At 65.0% G+C, this 20941-nt stretch carries 16 protein-coding genes; 8 read left to right on the top strand and 8 right to left on the bottom strand.

Translation table 11 applies throughout. From position 1 onward, the window contains the following. Nucleotides 1–20 precede the first annotated feature (20 nt). Genes ACCQ15_RS09025 through ACCQ15_RS09035 form a run of 3 tightly spaced genes read right to left on the bottom strand, consistent with a single transcriptional unit; the run spans nt 21 to nt 1528 of the window. The gene (locus ACCQ15_RS09025; protein WP_008574748.1) at nt 21–503 is read right to left on the bottom strand and encodes a peroxiredoxin; all 483 of its coding nucleotides are present in this window, start codon (nt 501–503) and stop codon (nt 21–23) included. 36 nt (nt 504–539) lie between these two features. Then, nucleotides 540–890: a ribonuclease E inhibitor RraB gene (locus tag ACCQ15_RS09030; RefSeq protein ID WP_136733773.1), complete on the bottom strand. Its 351-nt coding sequence runs from the start codon at nt 888–890 to the stop codon at nt 540–542. 11 nt (nt 891–901) lie between these two features. Continuing rightward, nucleotides 902–1528, bottom strand: a complete 627-nt coding sequence (locus ACCQ15_RS09035; RefSeq protein WP_002813792.1) for a glycine cleavage system transcriptional repressor — start codon at nt 1526–1528, stop codon at nt 902–904. 93 nt (nt 1529–1621) lie between these two features. Between ACCQ15_RS09035 and dapA the strand changes: the two genes are divergently transcribed. Together dapA and ACCQ15_RS09045 are read left to right on the top strand one after the other, a co-directional pair. Next, a complete protein-coding gene (dapA, locus tag ACCQ15_RS09040) occupies nt 1622–2530 on the top strand; it encodes a 4-hydroxy-tetrahydrodipicolinate synthase (protein WP_372381430.1) in 909 nt (302 codons plus the stop codon). A gap of 16 nt (nt 2531–2546) precedes the next feature. Continuing rightward, nucleotides 2547–3065, top strand: coding sequence for a hypothetical protein (locus tag ACCQ15_RS09045; protein WP_008574742.1), 519 nt, complete (start codon nt 2547–2549; stop codon nt 3063–3065). A gap of 120 nt (nt 3066–3185) precedes the next feature. Here ACCQ15_RS09045 and fdxA read toward each other — a convergent pair whose 3' ends face one another. From fdxA to ACCQ15_RS09070, 5 genes are all read right to left on the bottom strand, one after another. Further along, a complete protein-coding gene (gene fdxA / locus ACCQ15_RS09050; protein ID WP_003481917.1) occupies nt 3186–3509 on the bottom strand; it encodes a ferredoxin FdxA in 324 nt (107 codons plus the stop codon). Nucleotides 3510–3592: 83 nt separating this feature from the next. Beyond that, nucleotides 3593–4471 carry a 2-dehydro-3-deoxygalactonokinase gene (locus tag ACCQ15_RS09055; RefSeq protein ID WP_031422320.1) on the bottom strand — a complete coding sequence of 293 codons (879 nt, stop codon included), beginning with the start codon at nt 4469–4471 and terminating at the stop codon, nt 3593–3595. Continuing rightward, nucleotides 4468–5379 carry an SMP-30/gluconolactonase/LRE family protein gene (locus ACCQ15_RS09060; RefSeq protein WP_372381431.1) on the bottom strand — a complete coding sequence of 304 codons (912 nt, stop codon included), beginning with the start codon at nt 5377–5379 and terminating at the stop codon, nt 4468–4470. Before ACCQ15_RS09060 ends, ACCQ15_RS09055 begins: the two co-directional genes overlap by 4 nt. Continuing rightward, nucleotides 5373–6521, bottom strand: coding sequence for a galactonate dehydratase (gene dgoD, locus ACCQ15_RS09065; protein WP_008574447.1), 1149 nt, complete (start codon nt 6519–6521; stop codon nt 5373–5375). Before dgoD ends, ACCQ15_RS09060 begins: the two co-directional genes overlap by 7 nt. Continuing rightward, the gene (locus tag ACCQ15_RS09070) at nt 6518–7150 is read right to left on the bottom strand and encodes a 2-dehydro-3-deoxy-6-phosphogalactonate aldolase (protein WP_008574445.1); all 633 of its coding nucleotides are present in this window, start codon (nt 7148–7150) and stop codon (nt 6518–6520) included. The genes dgoD and ACCQ15_RS09070 overlap by 4 nt, the downstream gene beginning before the upstream one ends. Nucleotides 7151–7564: 414 nt before the next feature. Between ACCQ15_RS09070 and ACCQ15_RS09075 the strand changes: the two genes are divergently transcribed. The 6 genes from ACCQ15_RS09075 to ACCQ15_RS09100 all read left to right on the top strand — a co-directional run bounded on the left by ACCQ15_RS09075 (nt 7565) and on the right by ACCQ15_RS09100 (nt 20915). Further along, a complete protein-coding gene (locus ACCQ15_RS09075; RefSeq protein ID WP_007966740.1) occupies nt 7565–8536 on the top strand; it encodes a LysR family transcriptional regulator in 972 nt (323 codons plus the stop codon). A 254-nt stretch (nt 8537–8790) separates the two neighbouring features. After that, nucleotides 8791–11727, top strand: coding sequence for a TonB-dependent receptor (locus tag ACCQ15_RS09080; RefSeq protein WP_372381432.1), 2937 nt, complete (start codon nt 8791–8793; stop codon nt 11725–11727). A gap of 338 nt (nt 11728–12065) precedes the next feature. Beyond that, entirely contained in the window at nt 12066–14786 is a 2721-nt protein-coding gene (locus ACCQ15_RS09085) for a TonB-dependent receptor (RefSeq protein WP_372381433.1), read from the top strand. A 111-nt stretch (nt 14787–14897) separates the two neighbouring features. Further along, on the top strand, nt 14898–17153 hold the full coding sequence (locus ACCQ15_RS09090; RefSeq protein WP_029819228.1) for a WD40/YVTN/BNR-like repeat-containing protein: 2256 nt from the start codon (nt 14898–14900) through the stop codon (nt 17151–17153). Between the two features lie 88 nt (nt 17154–17241). Next, entirely contained in the window at nt 17242–19158 is a 1917-nt protein-coding gene (locus ACCQ15_RS09095; RefSeq protein WP_136733766.1) for a sialate O-acetylesterase, read from the top strand. Between the two features lie 11 nt (nt 19159–19169). Next, nucleotides 19170–20915, top strand: a complete 1746-nt coding sequence (locus tag ACCQ15_RS09100; RefSeq protein ID WP_372381434.1) for a DUF5597 domain-containing protein — start codon at nt 19170–19172, stop codon at nt 20913–20915. Nucleotides 20916–20941: the final 26 nt, after the last annotated feature.

The following is a 20941-nucleotide window of genomic DNA, read 5'->3' on the forward strand; positions in this document are numbered from 1 at the left end:
GACGCGGGAAGCGAGGGGTGTCACTGTTTGGCGTGCGCCTTTACTGCGGCCAGCACGGCCTCGGCATGGCCGGCGACCTTGACCTTGCGCCATTCCTGCACGACATGCCCCTCGGGCGACAGCAAGAAGGTGCTGCGCTCGATGCCGAGCACCTGTTTGCCGTACATGTTCTTTTCCTTGATCACGTCGAAGGCGCGGCACAGCGCTTCATCGCTGTCGCTGATCAACGGGAAGGCGAAGCCTTGCTTGGCGCAGAAGTTGTCGTGCGACTTCACCGAATCGCGCGAAACGCCCAACACCATCGCGCCCGCTTTTTTGAACTGCGGCAGCAAGGCATTGAAGTCCAGGCCTTCGGTGGTGCAGCCGGGCGTGCTGTCCTTCGGGTAGAAGTACAGCACCAGCCATGTGCCGGCATGGTCGCGCAGGGTGGTGTGGGTGCCGCCGGACAGCGCCAGCGGCAGGTCGAAGGTTGCGGCGGGTAATTCCAGCACAGCGTCGGTCATCGTTGCTCAGCCCAAAGTGGAGGGGCGACGGCGCGGTCAGGCCGGGCCGACGTCCATCCCATCATAAGCAGCCACATGGAAGCGTTTGGCAAGTGCGTCGAACTGCACATTGCGCTGATTCAGCGACTCGATGGTGTGGTGTTCTTTCTTGTCCACATGCAGGAAGTACGACTCTTCGTCATCGCCGTCGTCTTCGTCGCGTTCGCCGAGGAAAATGTCAATGACGCGATAGCCGTCCTGGTTCAGTTGCTCGGCGAGCTTCTGCAGAGGCTCCTGCGCAGGATCGGCGAAGAAGTATTCCCAGCGCAGCGGGCCGTCGAGATTCCAATCGGTCTCGGAGCGGATGTGGTCGAACATCTGTTTTAGCGCAGAGATCGCGATGGCCATTGACGGGTGCCTCAGAACTTCATCGGGTCCATGATCGCGTCGAGATTGAGGTGATCACAGAATTCCAGGAAATCATCGCGCAATGCGGCGATGTGCATGTTGGCCGGCACGCCGATCGTCACCTGCGCCGAAAACATCTCCGCGCCGGTCTGCATGGCGCGGTAGCGCGTGCTCTGCAGGTTTTCGATGGTGATGCCCTGGCGGTCGAAGAAATCGGCCAGCTGGAACAGGATGCCCGGCTTGTCGGCGGCGATCACTTCGACGATGTAGGGCAGCAGGTTGGACTGGGTCTGCTTGGGGCCGGTGCGATACCACACCAGTTTCAATCCTTCTTCGCGTTCGAGCCGGGTCAGCATGGCTTCGAGCTTGGCGACCGAATCCCAGGAGCCGGTTGCCAGTGCGGTGACCGAGACGTCGCGCCCCACCGTGGCCAGACGGGCGTCCACGAGATTGCAGCCGCTGTCGGCGATGCGGCGAGTGACGGGCAACAGGGGGGACTCCGGATGCGTCGTGTAGGCGTTGATCAGGAGGTGATTTTCGGTCGGCGAAGGCCGGGGTGTAGAGTCGGTCAAAGGGGCTTCCGGCATTGCATCAGGCTGAATGGCCGCCCGGGCAGGCGCCCTGGCGGTGACCAGCATACTTGCCCGTGGTTTCGCGCCGCAAGTAACATGCAGGCGGTCGCAACCCGCGTGCGCGCGGGCCTTTTCCTGTCACGTAAGAGCAGCAGAATCTTGTCCCTTTCCGGCATCATCACCGCGCTGGCGACCCCCTTCGGTCCCGATGGCGCACTCGACCTGGATGCCTGGCGGCGGCTGCTGGAGCAGCAGTTGCACGGCGGCGTGCAGGGAATCGTGGTTGCCGGCTCCACCGGTGAAGCGGCCGCACTGAGCGACGACGAATACGACACGCTGCTGCGCGCGGCTGTGGCACAGGTCGCCGGCCGGGTGCCGGTGCTTGCCGGCACCGGCTTGTCCGGCACGGCAAAGACCATTGCGCAGACACGTCGCGCTGCGGCGCTGGGCGCGCAGTACGCGCTGGTGGTGACGCCGCCGTATGTGCGTCCGACCCAAGCCGGGTTGAAGGCCCACTTTCTGGCGGTGGCCAACGAAGGTGGCCTGCCGGTGGTGCTGTACAACGTGCCGGGCCGTACCGGCTGCGACCTGCTGCCGGAGACGGTGGCCGAGCTGGTGGGTCATCCGAACATCGTCGGCATCAAGGAAGCACGTAGCGAGCCCGAGCGCATCGCTGCACTGGTGGCGCTGCGCAGCGACAGTTTTGTGGTGCTCAGCGGCGACGATGGCAGCGCGGCGCACGCGATGTTGTCCGGCGCTGCCGGGCTGATCTCGGTCGCTTCTAACGCCTTGCCGGCGGCGTACCGGCGCCTGTGCGATCTGGCCCGCGACGGCCAGCGCGATGCTGCCACCGCCTGGGACGCGCGGTTGAGCGAATACCACAGCTTCTGCGGAATCGAATCCAATCCCATCCCGGTCAAGGCGCTGCTGCAGCGCGCCGGGATCGGCCACGGCCTGCGCTTGCCGCTGCTGCCTCTTTCTGCGGTGCACCAGCCTGCTGCCGACCGCCTTGCCGCCGACGCCATTGCGTTGGAAGCGCTTTCCAGCCGCGAAATGCTCGCGGCCTGACCCAGGAGATCTATCGATGCGTCATTCCGTTTCCCCCGTCCGCGTGCTGTCGCTCGCGTTGCTGGCGACCGCCACTGTCGCCGCCACGAGCGGTTGCAGCTGGTTCCATAAGGGCGCGCGCGGCGACTATGCGCTGGCGCCGGAAGCTCGTCCGCTGGAAGTGCCGCCGGACCTGAACCTGCCCGACACCTCCGGTGCGATGAAGGTGCCGACGCTGGCCTCCACCACGCAGCAGAACAGCAACACGCCGCCGTCGGCGAGCGCCAACAGCGGTTTTACCGTGCCGGGCGAGCGCGACGAGGTGTTTGCCAAGGTGGGCGCGGCGTTGGCCGATATCCCGGGCCTGACCATTGCCAGCAAGGCCCAGATGCTCGGTTCCTACGATGTGAGCTACGAAGGTTCCAGCTTCCTGGTGCGCGTGGTCAAGGTCGATGCGGGCAGCTATGTGTCGGCCGTGGACCCGCGCGGCATGCCGGCCACGGCGGCTGCGCCGGTGGCGGTGATCTCCTCGCTGAAGAGCAAACTGGGCGGCTGAAGCCGGTTCGGTTTGCTGGATGGCAAAACGGGCGCCTTGGGCGCCCGTTTTGCGTTAGTGCCGAGTGCACTGCGAGGTGCGTGCAGCGGTGTGGCTCCGGGCCGCGCCCGGTCGTGCAGCTCAGCGCTGCAGCAGCGGCAACTTGTTGGGCTTGCCATCCCATTCGGCGGCATCCGGTGCCGGCTCCTGGCGCACGGTCAGCACCGGCCAGGCCTTGGCGAGTTCGGCGTTGAGTGCCACGAAGGCTTCCTGGCCCGCCGGCACGTCGTCTTCGGGATAGATCGCGTTGGCCGGGCATTCCGGCTCGCACAGGGTGCAGTCGATGCACTCGTCCGGGTCGATGACCAGGAAGTTCGGGCCGACGTGGAAGCAATCCACCGGACAAACCTCGACGCAGTCGGTGTATTTGCACTTGATGCAGTTTTCGGTGACAACAAAAGGCATGGCGGAATCCGGCGTTTAGCCTTCCAATTCTAAAGCAGTCGCGTGATGGGTGTGGAGTTGTTGGCGCTTTTCGTGCCGGGCTGTCAGGCCAGTCCGCGCTGCCTGGCCAGCGCGAACAACCCTGCCGCAGCCAGATCTTCCGGATGCAGCCGGCTTTCGACGCCCAGGTGCTGCAGTGCCAATGCGTAGCGTTGCGCCAGAGCAGGGCTGCCGACCAGATGCACGATGGCGTGAGCGCCGCGGTGCGCGCGCAGTTCGTGGCCGATCAGCACGCCCGAGAGGTAGGACGGCAGCGCCGCGGAGGACAGGCGTTCGAACAGGCCGAGCGTGCGGGTGCCGAACAGGTGGTGGCTGAGGCCGCCGGGGTCGTTGCTGCGGTCGACACCTTGGAGGAATGCGTCAGCGTCCAGCGCGGCATGATCGTCGTCCATCAGCTTGCCCAGGATGCTGTGCTGACGCAGCACGGCGTACAACTCGCCGGTCATGACGGTGGCAAAACCCGTCAGCTGGCCGTTGGCGATCTGCGCCCATTTGCTGTGCGTGCCGGGCAGGCAGGCGACATGCGCGCCGTCGCCGAGCGCGGCGATCAGCCCGACCAGTTGGGTTTCTTCGCCACGCATCACATCGGGCACGCCGGCCTGTTCGCCGGTGCTGACGCCGGGCACGAACCACAGTGCGCGGCCGGGCAACAGGGCGTCGTAGCAGCGCATCGCCTGGGCGAGCGTGGCGGTGTCGGCCGGGCAGGGCAGGTAAGGTTGCTCGACCCAGCCATTGCGGCTGCCGATCATGCCCGAGAGCAGCAGTGGGCCGTCCCAGCCGTCGACCAGGCCAGCCAGCACTGCGTCGAAGCGGCCCTGGCAGGCCAGGATGCCGTCGCTACCGCGGCGCTGCGCAACGACCTTGCCGTCGGCATCGAGCAGATAGCCACGCAGGCTACTGGTGCCCCAATCGATGGCGATCATGCGCTCGCCACCCGGCTTTCGGGCAGGCCCGCGATGGCGAGGTCGCAGACAAACAGGCTGCCGGCTTCGGGCATGCGCGCGAGTTCGTCGGCGCTATGGTCCAGGCGCGAGCTGATCACATGCAGGCGGTCCAGTGCCGCGCCGCCGAAGGCGCCGCAGGTGGGATGCTTGATCGGCAGCTGCACGATGCGCTCCACGCTGCCGTCGGGGCGATAACGCACTACGCGCGACGCACGCCATTGCGCGTTCCACAGGTGGCCTTCGCTGTCGATGATCGAGCCGTCCGGCTCGGCGTCATCGCGATCGAGGGTGGTGAACACACGCGTGTTGGTGGTTTGCGCCGTCTGCGGGTCGTAATCGCAGCACAGGATCTGCGGGCGCACCGAATCGCAGTAATACATGGTGCGGCCGTCGAGGCCGAAGCAGATCGAATTGGGGATCGAAACGCCCGGCAGCGGCAGGGCGCGCAAGCCGTGCTTCAGCGAAAATTGGTAGAACGCACCGCGTGCGGCCTTGCTGTCGTGCTCGTCCATGGTGCCGAACACCAGGTTGCCATGCCGGTCGACGCGGCCATCGTTGCTGCGCGTGAGCGGGTTGTCCGCTTCCACGTCGGCCAGTTTTTCGAAGGGCAGCGCGTCTTCTTCGACGGTGTCCGGATCGACAATGCCGATCGCCTTGGCCAGCGCGACTAGCACGCGGCCGTCGTGCATCAGGCCGATGCAGCCGGGGCGGTCGGGCAGCGTCCAGTAGCGCGACTGCGCGCTGGCCGGGTGGTGTCGCCACAGGCGTTTTTCGCTGATGTCGACCCAGTACAGCGCCTGGCGCTGCTCGCACCACAGCACGCCTTCGCCATGCGTGCAGCGACTGTCGACCGCCAGCACGGCGGTGTGTTCGGGCGTGCTTACCATTCGGCGATGCTGCCATCACTGTGGCGCCACACCGGGTTGCGCCAGTCCGGCGGATTTTCGTTTGCGCGCTTGAGCATCTCTTCGTCGATCTCCACACCGAGCCCAGGTTTGGGCAGGGCCGCAATGCTGCCATCCACGCAGTGAAAATCGTCTTTGTTGATGACGTAATCGAGCAGGTCGGCGCCTTCGTTGTAGTGGATGCCGATGCTCTGTTCCTGCAGCACGGCGTTGTGCGAAACGAAGTCCACGTGCAGGCACGCGGCCAGTGCGATCGGGCCGAGCGGGCAGTGCGGGGCAAAGCCCACATCGTAGGCTTCGGCCATTGCGGCGATCTTGACGCATTCGGTGATGCCGCCGGCATGCGACAGGTCCGGTTGCACCATGCCGATGCCGCCGGCGCACAGCACGTTCTTGAATTCGAAGCGCGAGAACATGCGCTCGCCGGCGGCAAGCGGAATGGAAGTGCTGGCGGCCAGGCGTGGGTAATACTCGGCCTGTTCGGCCAGCACCGGTTCCTCGACGAACAGTGGCTTGAACGGTTCGAGCTCGCGCAGCAAGGCCTTGGCCATCGGCGCGCCGACGCGGCCGTGGAAGTCGATGCCGAAGTCGATGCTGTTGCCGAAGGCCTCGCGAATTTCCGCCACCTTGACCACCGCCGCGTCGACCGCGCGCGCGCTGTCGATCAGCTTCATTTCTTCGGTGCCGTTGAACTTGAAGGTGTCAAAGCCCAGCGCGCGATAGTCGGTGATCTGCTGGATGATGGCGCCGGGGCGGTCGCCGCCCACCCAGCGGTAGGTCTTCATGCGGTCGCGCACCAGCCCGCCCAGCAACTCGTACACCGGCACGCCCAGCGTCTTGCCCTTGATGTCCCACAACGCCTGGTCGATACCGGCGATGGCGCTCATCAGGATGGCGCCGCCACGATAAAAGCCGGCGCGGTAGAGGGTCTGCCACAGGTCGTTGATGCGCGCCGGATCCTTGCCCACGACATAGCCGGCCAGTTCGTGCACGGCGGCCTCCACCGAACGCGCGCGGCCTTCGATGACCGGCTCTCCCCATCCGGTGATGCCCTCGTCGGTCTCGACCTTGAGGAACAGCCAGCGCGGCGCGGCGTGGTAGGTGGTGAGGCGGGTGATCTTCATCCTTGCAGTTCCTGGTAGGCCTGCACGAAGGCGCGTGCATGCGTCTGGGTTGTCTGGAGCGATTGGCCGGGCTTGTACAGTTCGCCACCGATGCCGGCGCCGGCAGCGCCCTGGGCGATAAAGCCGGCCAGGGTCTGCGGGCTGACGCCGCCCACCACGTAGACCGGGATGTGCGTGGGCAGCACCGAGCGCAGCGCGCGCACATGCGCGGCGCCATAGGTCGCGGCCGGGAACAGCTTGAGAATGGTTGCGCCGGCGTCGATGGCGTCGAACGCCTCGCTGGCGGTGGCGAAACCAGCCACCACGGTCAGGCCGCGCGACACCGCGTGACGGATCAGGCTGGGACGCGTATTCGGGGTGACGATAAAGCGCGCGCCGATCTCGACCAGGGTGTCGACATCGTCATTGCGCAACACGGTGCCGGCACCGATCCAGGCGCGCTCGCCATAGGCCTGTTGCGCCAGCGCGATGCTCTGCTCCCAGCGCGGCGAGTTGAGCGGGATTTCGATCGCATCGAAGCCGGCGTCGATCAGTGCGCCGACATGGTCGAGCGTCTCTTCCGGCGTGATGCCGCGCAGGATGGCGACCAGGGGCAGGACGAACGGGCTGGCGGTGGTATCTGAAGTCATGCGGTTACTCGCGGTAGAGCGGAAAGCGGCGGTTGGCGACCGGGTGGCCGGCAACGTCGGGGGAGGCTGCGCGACTGCGGGTCGTGGCATGGCGGCCGATGCGCAATATGGCAAGAGAGCGTGTAACGACGAAGGCGATGGATTCCGACCTTGAGGGAGCGCCGCCTGGACACGCGTGCGCCGTCCTACGGCCTGCAATCGGCGGGCATGATGCCGTCATCGTTCTCCACCTCCGCATATTTGGCCGCGTGTTGCCGCCCGCGGACGGGCAGGTCACGTCTGTTCTGACCGCGCCCGGGAGGTAGGGGCTCCTGCTGCGGCGTTCGATAGCCTCGCGCGGGGAGATATGTGCTGCAAATGAAATTTTCGGCATATTCTATTCCTCCGACGAATACACGGCCGCAACCGCACGCTATGGCAAATTCCGGTACTCCCTGGTTCAACGCAGCCCGGCTCAAGACGCGCCAGCTCCTGCTGCTGCTGCATTTGCACGAACAGCGCTCGGTATTGCGCGCGGCTGAGGCCGCTAGCATGACGCAACCGGCCGCGTCCAAGCTGCTGGCAGAAATGGAAGACATGCTGGGGGTGAAGTTATTCGAGCGGCATGCCCGTGGCGTTGAGCCCACCTGGTATGGCCATGTGCTGATCCGGCGCGCGCGCGCGGCCATGTCGGAGATTGGGCGGGCGCAGGAAGAAATCGCCGCGCTACGCGCCGGGCGCATGGGCCAGGCTTCGATCGGCACGGTGGTCAATCCGGGCACCAACCTGGTGCCGCAGGCCATCGCCGAGGTCAAGCGCGAGTTTCCGGACATCCTGGTGCGTGTGGAAATGGACTACAGCCGTCCGCTGGTGGCCAAGTTGCTGGACGGGCAGCTGGACATCGTGATCGGGCGCATCCTCGGCCCGGAAGGGGTGGGCGAACTGGAGTTCGAACCGCTGGCCGACGAGCCGCATTCGGTGATCGCGCGTGCCGGGCACCCGCTGGCCAGCCGCGCCGGCCTGCAGCATGCCGATCTGGTACGGCATGGCTGGATCTTGCCGCCCGCCGACAGCGTGTTGCGCGCGCGCCTGGATTCGATGTTCATGGAGCACGGCGTGCAGACGCCGACCAATGCCATCGAAACCTCGTCCCTGCCGGTTACCTCGACCCTGCTGCGCGGCACCGACATGCTGACCGCCCTGCCGGTGGAATCGGTGGCGCCGTTGATCCAGGCGAAATTGCTCACCGTGCTGCCGATCGAACTGGGCGTGCGGATGGAATCGTTCGGCATCATCCGACGACGCGACTACATCCTGCCGCCCGGTGCCGAGCGCATCTTGCAGGCGTTGCGCACCACGGCCCGACGTCTGTATCCCGCGCTACGCGTGCCGGACTCCCTTGCCTGACCAATGCGTCCCTCGCTATTCCGCAGCGGAATAGCAGCCTGTGAAATTTTCATTGGCTGGCGCTGCGTGGTGCGCCTATACGTGTGAGCCAGATCGCATGCTGAAGCGCACGTAACGTCGGGCACGCGATCGGCGGCCAAGCCGCCTGCTGGAGGGAATTGACGGGCGACATCGCCCGTTTTTTGCGTGATCACGCCGCGCGTCTGCGCGGCGACAACCCGTTTCAATCGTCTTGCGTCCTGGGAGGGATTCAGATGTACCAGTGTTCCAGCCATGCCTCGGCAGGTACGGGCGTGTTCGCCCGTCGTTTGCCTTCGTTGCGCCGTTCCGCCATGGCCATCAGCATCGGGCTCTTGCTCGCTGCGCCGGTCTATGCGCAGCAGGCGCAGTCGTCCCAGAATGCTTCCTCGAGCACCGCGAGCAAGGCCACCGACCTGGATGCGGTCGAAGTGCGCGGCGTGCGCGCCAGCCTCATCAAGTCGCAGTCGATCAAGCACGATGCCGAACAGATCGTCGATTCGGTCAGTGCCGAGGACATCGGTGCGCTGCCCGACCGCAGCGTCACCGAAACCCTGCAACGGGTGAGCGGCGTGACCATCGATCACTTCATGGCGCGTAACGATCCGGATCACTTCTCTGCCGAAGGCAGCGGCGTGATGATTCGCGGCATGACCCAGGTGCGCGGCGAGCTCAATGGCCGCGACAGCTTCAGCGCCGCTAGCGGCCGCGGTCTGAGCTTCGAGGATGTGCCGGCCGAACTGATGGCAGGCGTGGACGTCTACAAGAACCCGTCGGCCGAGATCATCGAAGGCGGTCTGGGCGGGACGGTCAACCTGCGCACGCGCATGCCGTTCGACCAGCCGGGCCGGGTGATCGGTGCGACCGCCGACGTGAACTACGGCGATTTCAGCAAGACCTACAAGCCATCGGGCTCGTTTCTCTTCAGCGATCGCTGGAACACCGGCCTCGGCGAGATGGGCTTGATGGTGGATGTGGCGCATTCGGAACTGGCCACGCGCAGCGATGGCATCCAGGTCGAGCCGTTCGTGCGTCGCACCGATGCGGCGCTGCTGGAAGGCACCAGCTTCGACAAGGTCTACGTGCCTGGCGGCGTCAACTGGCGGCAGCTCGATTTCGAGCGCAAGCGCAATGGCGTGGCCGGCGCGTTCCAGTGGCGGCCTAGCGACGACACCGAGATCTACGTGCAGTACATGCGCTCCAGTTACGACATGAACTGGCAGGAGCGCGCGGCGTTCTTCAACGACGACACCAACGCGATTGGCCCGGCCCCCGGAACGCAATTTACCTACGATGCCGACGGCCGCTTCGTCAGTGGCTCGCCGGCATCCAGTTCCTGGCGCGGCAACGTCACCGGCAACGATGGCGTGCGCTTCTACACCAACAACCGCTACGCGCAGCAGAGCACGACCACCTCGGATTTGTCCGGCGGCTTTACCCACAAGCTCACCGGCAACCTCACCGTGCGCGGCGATATGCAGCTGGTGCGCTCGGAAAGCGATTCGCTGGACTTCACCCTGTTCGATTCGATCTACCTGCCGGGCCTGACCTTCGATCTGAGCGGCAAATATCCATCGGTCGGGATTGCCGACAGCACCTACACCAGCAACCCCTCCAATTATTTCTGGAGTGCGGCCATGGACCATCTGGCGAAGAATCGCGGCCGCGAACTGGCCACGCGCTTCGACCTGGAATACGCATTCGACGACAGTGCCTGGCTGCGCACCTTCCGTGCCGGCATCCGCGCCACCGACCGCACCCAGATCAACAAAAACTCCGGCTACAACTGGGGTGTGATCAGCGATAACTGGGCGCAGATTCCCGACACCGCCAATGGGACCGGACTGGCCGATCTGGCCACCTACATGACCGGCACCTCGCAGCTGTATTCGTATTCCAATCTGTTCCGCGGCAAGATCGATGTGCCCAACAGTCTCTATTTTCCGAGCAACGCCGCAGTCAAGGACTACGCCGGTACCTCGAGGATGATCGAGCAGATCGTGGCGCTGCGCGGGTCGGGCTGGGCACCGGACAAGTACCAGCTGCAGGACATCAACCGCCAGTTCGAACGCACCCAGGCCGCCTACGCGGTGATGTACTTCGGCAACGACGAAGCGCTGGGCGTGCCGGTGGACGGCAATATCGGCGTGCGCATCGTGCAGACCAAGACCGAGGCAAATGGCTACGGCCAGTTCCCCGACCTGTCGGGAAGCGCGGGTTCGGAAGCGCTGCGCGAGCAGTACACCGGGCAGTACTTCGCCAACAACGCCAAGGGCAGCTACACCAACGTGCTGCCGAGCTTCAACATGCGCTTCAAGTTCTCCGACGCGCTGCAGTGGCGTATCGCCGCATCCAAAGCGATGGCGCGCCCGGACTACACGCAGTTGCAGCCGTACCTGCTGCTTGCGGCAAACACCGAGTCCAACGGCACCGTTTCCAGGTGGACCGGTACTGCCGGCAATCCGAATCTGCAGCCGATGAAGGCCAATCAGTACGACACCGCGCTGGAGTGGTACTTCGACACCAGCGACATGATGTACCTGACGTTGTTCTACAAGAGCGTCAAGGATTACTTCTCCAACCAGACCGTCACCGAAAATTACGGTGGGCAGGACTGGCTGGTGACGCGTCCGTACAACATGGACAAGGGGCGCATCCGCGGCTTCGAATACGGCTACACGCAGTTCTTCGATTCTTGGCCGGGTTGGCTGAGCGGGTTCGGCGTCAATGCCAACTTCACCTTCGTCGACAGCAGCGGCGGCGCGAACACCGCCACCGACCCATACACCCAGACCACCGTCACCGGTGTGAGCCTGCCGCTGGAAGGCTTGTCGCGGCGCAGTTACAACCTGGCCGGCATCTACGAGAAAGGGCCGCTTTCGTTGCGCCTGGCCTACAACTGGCGTTCGCGCTACCTGCTCACCGCCAGCGACGTGTCGACCAAGTTGCCGACCTGGTCGGACGATTACGGCCAGCTCGACGCCTCGGCGTTCTATCGCTTCAACCCGCATGTGCAGCTCGGCGTGCAGGCCAACAATCTGACCAACACGGTGACCAAGGTGTTGATGGGGCCGACGTCCTACACGGGGGGCGAGGTCGATAACCATCTGTATACGCGCAGCTGGTTCGTCAACGACCGGCGCTACTCGCTGGTGCTGCGCATGAACTGGTAAGTGCGGGCGATCACGCAGGCGACGTGCGCGGGCTCTCAGAGTTGAGCCCGCCACGTTCAATCTTGCGCCGTCACCCTGCGATGCCAGAGTTGCCGGGTTTTCTGGGGTTGTTATAGTTTTAGCGAATACCTTTCCAGGAATATTTCATTGGTCTGGCATGACGGCCGCGCCCTATGCTCCGGCCGCAGCTACCAGGTAAGCCCGCTCGGGTTTACACCGCATCTACGCAGCCACGGTCTTGCCGTCGGCAGATGCCAAGCCAGCACCAACGACGGGTCGGGCGCTCGCGCACCGGCCCGCTAAAAACTAGAAGTACATGCGTCCTGGGAGGGAGCACCATGTCAGTGCAACATCGCCACATTCCGGCAGGCCGGACTGTGGGTCAGCGTTCGATCCGTGATTTCCGCCGCTCCGTGATGGCCATCAGCGTGGCCACGCTGCTGAGCGCGCAGGCCTATGCGCAGGATGCGACCACCACCGCTACGCCGGCCTCGGCTGCGACCACGCAACAGCTGGACACCGTGCAGGTCACCGGTACCCGCAGCAGCGTGACCAAGGCGCAGTTGGTCAAGCAGAACGCAGAGCAGATCGTCGATTCCATCGTTGCCGAAGACATCGGCAAGCTGCCCGACAATAATGTGGCCGAAGCGCTGCAACGCATCTCCGGTATCCAGATTTCGCGCAACTATGGCGAAGGCAGCGCGATCGCCATCCGCGGCCTGACCCAGGTACGCACCGAACTCAATGGTCGCGACATCTTTACCGCCAACGACGGCCGGGGCCTGAGCTTCGAAGACGTGTCTGCCGAATTGCTCGGCGGCGTCAACGTCTACAAGAATCCGTCTGCCGACATGATCGAAGGTGGCCTGGGCGGCACCGTGGACCTGCGCACGCGCCTGCCGTTCGACTACGACGGCCGCAAGATCGCCGGCAGCGTGCAATACAACTATTACGACCTCGCCGACGACGGCAAGCCGGCGTTCTCGGGCCTGTTCAGCGATCGCTGGCAGACCGGCATCGGCGAGATCGGCATCTTGGTGAACTACTCGCAGCAGAAGAGCCCGTTCCGCCAGGACACCATTTCGATCGAGCCGTGGTACACCCAGACCGATCTGCCGGGCTACGAAGGGCAGGGCGTGTCGGTGCCGCACGGCGCCGGCATCAACACCACCGTCGGCGACCGCGAGCGCAAGACCGGCGCCTTTGCGATGCAGTGGCGTCCGAACGATGCAGTGGAGGTCTATACGCAGGTGCTGCGTTCTGACTACGACTTCAGCTGGCACGATTATTCGTTCTTCGCGCTGACCGGCGCCAACCCGATGCAGGGCTTGCCTGGCATCCAGGTCAATAACCGCAACGAGTTCGTCAACGGCTCGTTCCAGAATGTGCCGACCGAATCCAATACCAGCCTGACCGAGCGCCACTCGGTGACCACCGATTACTCGCTGGGTGCCAAGTGGACGGTCAACGAAAAGCTGACCCTGAGCACCGACTTCCAGTATGTCGATGCCACCACCACCGGCACGCGCTACATCCTGTCCACCGGTCAGGTCACCAGCCCGCAGTTCAACGTCGATTTCCGGGGCGATCTGCCGCGCTTGTCGGTGACCGATGCCAGCGGTGCGGAAGGCTACCTGGCCGACGTCAATAACTACAACGGCTGGCGCTATCACCTGGACAACAAGGACGACAACAAGGGCACCGAATTTGCCTGGCGTTCGGATATGGATCTGGCCTTCGACAGCGACTTCGTGCGCAGCTTCAAGGCCGGTGTGCGTTACACCGACCGTGATGCCGAGACCAAGGGCAACATCTATCGCTTCATGTGCATCAACAACTGCGACGGCGCACCGTTTTCGCAGTACCCCGGCATCGGTGTGATGACCAATCCGATCACCGACTTCTTCCGCGGCCAGAGTCATGCCTTCGGGCCAACCCTGACGGCATCCGATGCGGCAGTGGCGAACTATCAGCAGACCCTGGCTGCCTTCGGTGCCAGCCCGCTGGAATTTGCCCCCAACAACATCAACACGCAGAACGAGAAGACCTACGCGGCGTATGGCGTGCTGCGCTTTGGCGTGGATGGCGAGATTCCGTTCGATGGCAACATCGGCGTGCGCGTGGTGCGTACCGAAGTGGGCTCGCAAGGCGTGCGCACCGGCACCGATGCCGAAGGTGGTGGCCTGATTCCGGTGGATGCGCAGCAGACCTACACCGACGTGCTGCCCAGCTTGAACCTGCGTTGGATGCTGAGCGATCAGCTGCAATGGCGGTTTGCCGCCTCGCGCGGTATTTCGCGTCCGACCTTCGACAAGCTCAACCCGAACCTGAGCCTGAGCACCGGTACCTCGAACGGCGCTTCCACTTTCACCGGCACGGCGGGTAACCCGAGTCTGGAAGCGGTCAAGGCCGACCAGTTCGACACCGCGCTGGAGTGGTACTTCGGCCAGGGCTCGATGATGTACGGCACCCTGTTCTACAAGAAGGTGGAAGGCTTCATCGCCAACGCCGTCTTCAACGAGGTGTACGACGGCCAGGTGTGGCAGATCACCCGTCCGGTCAATGGCGATTCGGGCAAGATCCGCGGCGCCGAACTGGGTTACACGCAGTTCTTCGACTTCCTGCCGGGCTGGTTGAGCGGCTTCGGCCTGCAGACCAACTACACCTACGTCGACAGCGAGGCGCCGAGCCCCACCGCCACCGACACCAACGGCCAGTCGCTGACGGTGCCGCTGGAGGGCCTGTCCAAGAACAGCTACAACGCGATCCTCAGCTACGAAACGGCGCGCTTCCAGGGCCGTGTGGCCTACAACTGGCGCAGCGACTGGCTGGTGACCACGGCGGGCAACGGCACCGGCAACCTGCCGGTCTACAACAAGGGCTTCGGCCAGCTGGATGCCTCGCTGCGTTTCAACATCAATGATGTGTGGTCGATTTCGCTCGATGGCGTGAATCTGCTCGATACCCGTCGCGAAAGCTATCTGGGCACCGAGTCGCGCTACCGCGATTTCGTGATCAACGATCGTCGGTATGGCCTGACGTTGCGGGCCAGCCTGTAGAACGCGCCGTAGGAAGTGCGTCGCCGGTCCGGCGAGCTGTGCAGGCAGCTCGTTGGGCCGGTGTTTTTCCTATCGATGGCCAGGCCATCGATCGCGAGGGGAGCCGGAGGAATGATCGCCGTGATCGATCCGCCTACTAAGCGCCGTTTTTCCGCAGCGCATGCGTGGCTGACTGCTGTCTGCCTGACGCTGGTGGTGCTCTTCATGCCGTCCGAGGGATCTGCGGACGAGCCCGGCACGCCGGCACCGTATCAGTGGCACAGCGTGGCCATCGGGGGGGGCGGTTTTGTCACCGGCGTGCTGTTTCATCCGGCCGAACGCGATCTTGCCTATGCACGCACCGATGTCGGTGGTGCCTATCGCTGGGACGCGCAGGCGCAGCAGTGGGTCGCGCTGACCGATTGGTTGGGGGCCGACGACTGGAATCTGATGGGAATCGACGCCTTTGCGGTCGATCCTGCCGACCCGAACGCGCTGTACCTGGCTGCTGGCACCTACATGCACGAACGCGCCGGCAATGCGGCCGTGTTGCGTTCGTTCGATCGCGGGAAGCATTTCGAACGCGCCGATCTGCCGTTCAAGCTCGGTGGCAATCAATTGGGCCGCGCCAATGGCGAGCGGCTGGCGGTGGACCCGCACGACGGCCGTGTGCTGTTGCTTGGCTCGCGTGATGCAGGCCTGTGGCGCAGCGACGATCGCGGCGCGCACTGGACGCGGGTGGAAACCTTTCCAGCCGATGCACTGGCAGGGGCCACGGCACGCAACCATGTCGGAAACGAACAGGCCGTGGGCATCGCCTTCGTCGTCTTCGACGCCGCCAGCGGCCGTGCTGGCAATCCGACACCACGCATCTATGTGGGCGTTTCCACTGCGCAAACCAGCCTGTACGTCTCCGAAGATGCGGGGCGCACCTGGGCGGCCGTGGCCGGGCAACCCAAGGGGCTGCGCCCCAACCACATGGCCGGTAACAACGCTGGGCAGTGGTACCTGAGCTATGGCGATCACCCTGGCCCGGATCTGATGGCCGGTGGCGCGCTGTGGAATTACGACGCGATGCAGGGCCGCTGGCGCGAGATCAGCCCGATCCCGCAACCGGCGAGCGGCGATGGCTTCGGCTGGGGGGCGGTGGCAGTGGATCCGCAACATCCGCAGGTGCTGCTGACCAGCACCTTCCGCCGCCGCGCGCCGCGCGATGAGGTGTTCCGCAGCGATGACGGCGGGCGCAGCTGGGTTCCGCTGTTGGCGGGTGCGCAGTTCGATCACAGCGCCGCGCCGTGGACCGCGCACGCAACGCCGCACTGGATAGGCGCGCTGGCGATCGATCCGTTCGACGGCAACCACGCCCTGTTCGTCACCGGCTACGGCATCTGGGCCTCGCGCAACCTGCAGACGTTTTCAACGCAGCCGCCGCTGCAGTGGTGGTTCCAGGACCGTGGGCTGGAAGAAACCGTGCCGCTGGATCTGCTCAGCCCGATGGCCGGTGCGCACCTGCTCAGCGCGCTGGGCGATATCGATGGCTTCCGGCATGACGCGTTGGACACCGCACAGTTGCAGTATCTGGGCCCGCGCCTGACCAATGGCGAAAGCATCGACGCCGCCGGCCAGGCACCGCAGTGGGTGGTGCGCAGCGGCACCGTGCGCGATCGCCGCAACAACGAGATCCGCGCGCTGTATTCGCAGGACGGTGGCACGCACTGGGCTGCATTCGCCAGCGAACCGCCGCGCGGGCAGGGGGCAGGCACCATTGCCATTGCCGCCGATGCATCGCAAGTGGTGTGGGTGCCGGACCAAGGCGGGGTGTGGCGCACTGGCGATTTCGGCAAGCACTGGCAGCGCGTGCAGGGCTTGCCCGATACCGCGGTGGTGGTGGCCGACCGCGTCGATGCGCAGCGCTGGTATGCGGCCGATCGGGTGAGTGGGCGCCTGTACGAAAGCAGCGATGGTGCGGCCAGCTTTCGCGATACCGGGCAGCGGGTCGGCACCCCGGCGCGCGATGAACGTGCGCGCCCGCAACTGCGGCCCGACCCATGGCGTGCGGGTGTGGTGTATCTGGCCAGCCCGACGCTGGGCGTGATGCGTTGGCAGAACGGCCAGTTGCGCACGCTTTCCAAACCCGATGAAGCGCGCTCGTTGGGCATCGGCAAGGCGCTGCGTGCCGGCGCGCCCGCGGCCCTGTACTTGGCCGGGCGCGTGGCCGGCGTGGATGGCATCTTCCGCTCCGACGACGAAGGCGCCCATTGGCGACGCATCAACGACGATGCCCATCGCTTCGGCAAACCGTATAGCGTGACCGGCGACCCGCGGATTGCCGGGCGCGTGTACTTTGCCACCGGTGGCCGTGGCATCTTCTATGGCGATCCACGATGAGCGCCGCGTCGCTGCGCGCGTCATCGCGCTGTCTTACCGTGTACGGCGCTGCGCGCCGCCTGGCTGCGCCGACTTTGGAGATCACTGCATGACCGCTTCTTTCGTTCGTCGTGGCTGCCTGCTGGGCCTGGTGCTGGTCAGTCCGGCTGCCTGGGCGGTGCCAACGCTGCCGCTGCTGTTCGCCGATGGCGCCGTGCTGCAGCGCGATCAGCCGATGCCGGTGTGGGGCTGGTCTTCGCCCAACGCCGCGATCACGGTCAGCTTCGACGGCAAGCGCGCCACCGCCAAGGCCGACGCAACAGGGCAATGGAAGGTCAGGCTGCCTGCGCACGCTGCCGGTGGCCCCTACGTGCTGCGTGTGCAGGGCGACGGGGGCGAGCTGCAGGTGCGCGAGGTGCTGGTCGGCGATGTGTGGCTGGCCAGCGGGCAATCGAACATGGAATGGCCGTTGGCCCAGGCCAGCGACGGCCCGCAAGCGGTGGCCGCTGCCAACGATGCGCAGCTACGGCACTTCAAGGTGCCCAAATCGTGGTCGGTGCAGCCGCAGGTGCGCCTGACCGGTGGCGAGTGGAAGGCCGCAACGCCTGCCAACGCCGGTGAATTCACTGCGGTTGGCTATTTCTTCGCCAAGGAGCTGCGCGCCAGCACCGGCGTGCCGATCGGCATCGTCAACAGTACCTGGGGCGGCAGCGCGATCGAAGCGTGGATGGACGCTACGTCATTGGGCCTGAGTGCCGATCAGAACCAGGGCGCGATCGAGGCGATCAAGCAACGCGACGCCGCAGCGCAGGCCGCCACCGGCAAGCGCATCGCGCGTTGGCCCAAGGTGGAAGGCGAGATGCCGCAATGGCGCGAAGCGGCGTTCGACGACAGCGACTGGGACAGCATCCCGGTCACCAAGCAATGGGAATCCAGTGGCTACGACGGCATGGACGGCATCGCCTGGTATCGCACCACCATGACGCTCAGCGCTGCCGAGGCCAAGGCCGGCATCACCTTGGGCGTGGGCCAGATCGACGATTCGGATACCACCTACGTCAACGGCCAGCAGGTCGGCAGCACCGAAAAGCAATGGAACCTGCCACGCGTATATCAGGTGCCGGCTGCAGCGCTCAAGGCCGGCGTCAACCACATTGCGGTCCGCGTGGAAGACCTCAGCGGCGGTGGCGGCATGCATGGCCCGGATGAACAACGCTTCGTGCAGACCAGTGCCGGTGCCAAGCGTGCGCTGGGCGGCTGGAAATTCCGCCCGGCCGCGGTGCGGGTGTCGTTGACCGACAACAAGAATCAGCTGCCCACGCTGCTGTACAACCAGATGATCCATCCGCTGCAGCCGTTCCCGGTCAAGGGCGTGATCTGGTACCAGGGCGAAACCAATGCCACCGACACCGGCGCGGTGAAATACCGCGAGCAGTTCGCAGCGATGATCCGGCAATGGCGTGCCGAGCGCGGCGACAAAACGCTGCCGTTCCTGTGGGTGCAGCTGGCCAACTTCAAGGCCGGTGGCGACACGGGTGAGCTGAGCCCGTGGGCACTGTTGCGCGAGTCGCAGTCCAAGACGCTGGCGCTGCCGGCAACCGGGCAGGCGGTGATCATCGACATCGGCAACCCCACCGACATCCATCCCACCAACAAGCGCGATGTCGGTCATCGCCTTGCGCTTGCTGCACGCCATGTGGCGTACGGCCAAACGCTGGTGTACAGCGCGCCGGTATTCAAGCGCGCGCGCTTTGACGGCGGCAAGGCGGTGCTGAGCTTCGACTTGCAGGGCAGTGCGCTGCAGGTGCGTGGCGGCGGTGCCGTGCAGGGATTTCGTATTGCCGGCGCCGATCACCGCTTTCACCCGGCCAGCGCGCAGATCGAGGGCGACCGCGTGATCGTGCGCAGCGATGCCGTCGCCGCACCGGTCGCGGTGCGCTACGGCTGGAGCGAAAACCCGGACGACGCCAACCTGATCAATCGCGACGCCCTTCCTGTTTCCCCCTTCCGCACCGATACCTGGTGACACGGAGTCTTATGTCCATGCATTCCCCCGTTGCACGTGCCATGTCCCATTCCAGCGCACGGCGTTGCCTGCGCCCGCTGCTGCTGTCCGCGCTGACGCTGGCCCTGGCTGGCTGCCAATCTGGCGACAAGGGCAATGCCGGCAAACCTGCTGCAACCAACACTGCTGCTGCAAGCACCGCTGCGGCAACGCCGGACAACGCGCAGGCGCCGGCTGCACAGACGCCCATGCCGCAGTTCGTCAGCAAGGACGGCAAGCATGCGTTGATGGTCGACGGTGCGCCGTTCCTGATCCTGGGCGCGCAGGTCAACAACTCCAGCAACTACCCCGGCATCATGGACAAGGTGTGGCCGGCCATGCAGGTGCTCGGCCCCAACACCGTGCAGGTGCCGATCGCCTGGGAACAGGTGGAGCCGGAAGAAGGCAGGTTCGATTTCTCCTTCGTCGATACGCTGCTGGGCCAGGCGCGCGAGCACAAGGTACGCCTGGTGCTGTTGTGGTTCGCAACCTGGAAGAACAACGGCCCGCAGTACGCGCCGCATTGGGTCAAGACCGATAACCAGCGCTTCCCGCGCGTGGTCACCCGCGAAGGCAAGTCGATCGGTTCGTTGTCGCCGCATGCGCAGGCCACGCTGGATGCCGACCGCAAGGCGTTCGTCGCCTTCATGCAGCACCTGAAGAAGGTGGACCCGCAGCACACCGTGATCATGATCCAGCCGGAGAACGAGGCGGGCACCTACGGCAGCGTGCGCGACTTCTCGCCGATGGCGCAGGAGCTGTTCGACGGCGCAGTGCCGGACGAGTTGATCAAGCGCATGAACAAGCAGCCGGGCACCTGGGCGCAGGTGTTCGGTGCCGATGCCGACGAAATCTTCCACGCGTGGTCGATCGGCCGTTACATCGACCAGGTAGCGCAAGCCGGCAAGGCCGAGTATCCGTTGCCGATGTACGTCAATGCAGCGCTGCGCGGCCCGTTCAATCCAGGCCAGCCCGGCCAGTACGCCAGCGGTGGCCCCACTGACAACGTGCTGGATGTCTGGAAGGCGGCCGGCCCGCATATCGACCTGCTGGCGCCGGACATCTACATGCCCGAATACCGCATGTACACCACGGTGCTGGAACGTTACGCACGCCCGGACAACGCGTTGTTCGTGGCCGAAACCGGCAACCGCCCGGAATACGCGCGCTATCTGTACCCCACGCTGGGCCATGACGGCATCGGCTGGTCGGCCTTCGGCATCGACTACACCCGCTATTCCAACTATCCGCTCGGTGCCAAGCACGTCAACGAAGAGACGCTGGCGCCGTTCGCGCTCGGGTTTCAGGCCGTCAGCATGGGCATGCGACCGTTCGCCAAGGCCGCTTCCGAAGGCAAGCTGCATGGCACTGCCGAAGAACCCGGCCAGGCCGTGCAGGAGCTCAAGCTCAACGACCGTTGGAGCGCCACCATCACCTATGGCGTGCCGCAATTCTGGTTCAAGGGTGACCCACCGGGTAATCCCGAACCGATCGGCGCCGCGTTGATCGCCGAACTGAGCCCGGACGAATTCCTGGTCACCGGTTACCACGCGCGCGTGACTCTACATCCGGCCAGCGATGCCACCGCCAACATGATCTACGACCGTGTCGAGGAAGGTGTGTACGAAGGCAACGATTGGAAATTCCAGCGCAACTGGAATGGCGACCAGACCGATTACGGCGTCAACTTTTCCAGCGTGCCGCAGCTGCTCAAGATCAAGCTGGCAACCTACAAATAAGCGCGCTTGCCACAACGCCGCGATGC

Origin of the sequence: Xanthomonas sp. NCPPB 1754 (genome assembly GCF_041475725.2) — a bacterium.
GTDB lineage: Bacteria > Pseudomonadota > Gammaproteobacteria > Xanthomonadales > Xanthomonadaceae > Xanthomonas > Xanthomonas euvesicatoria.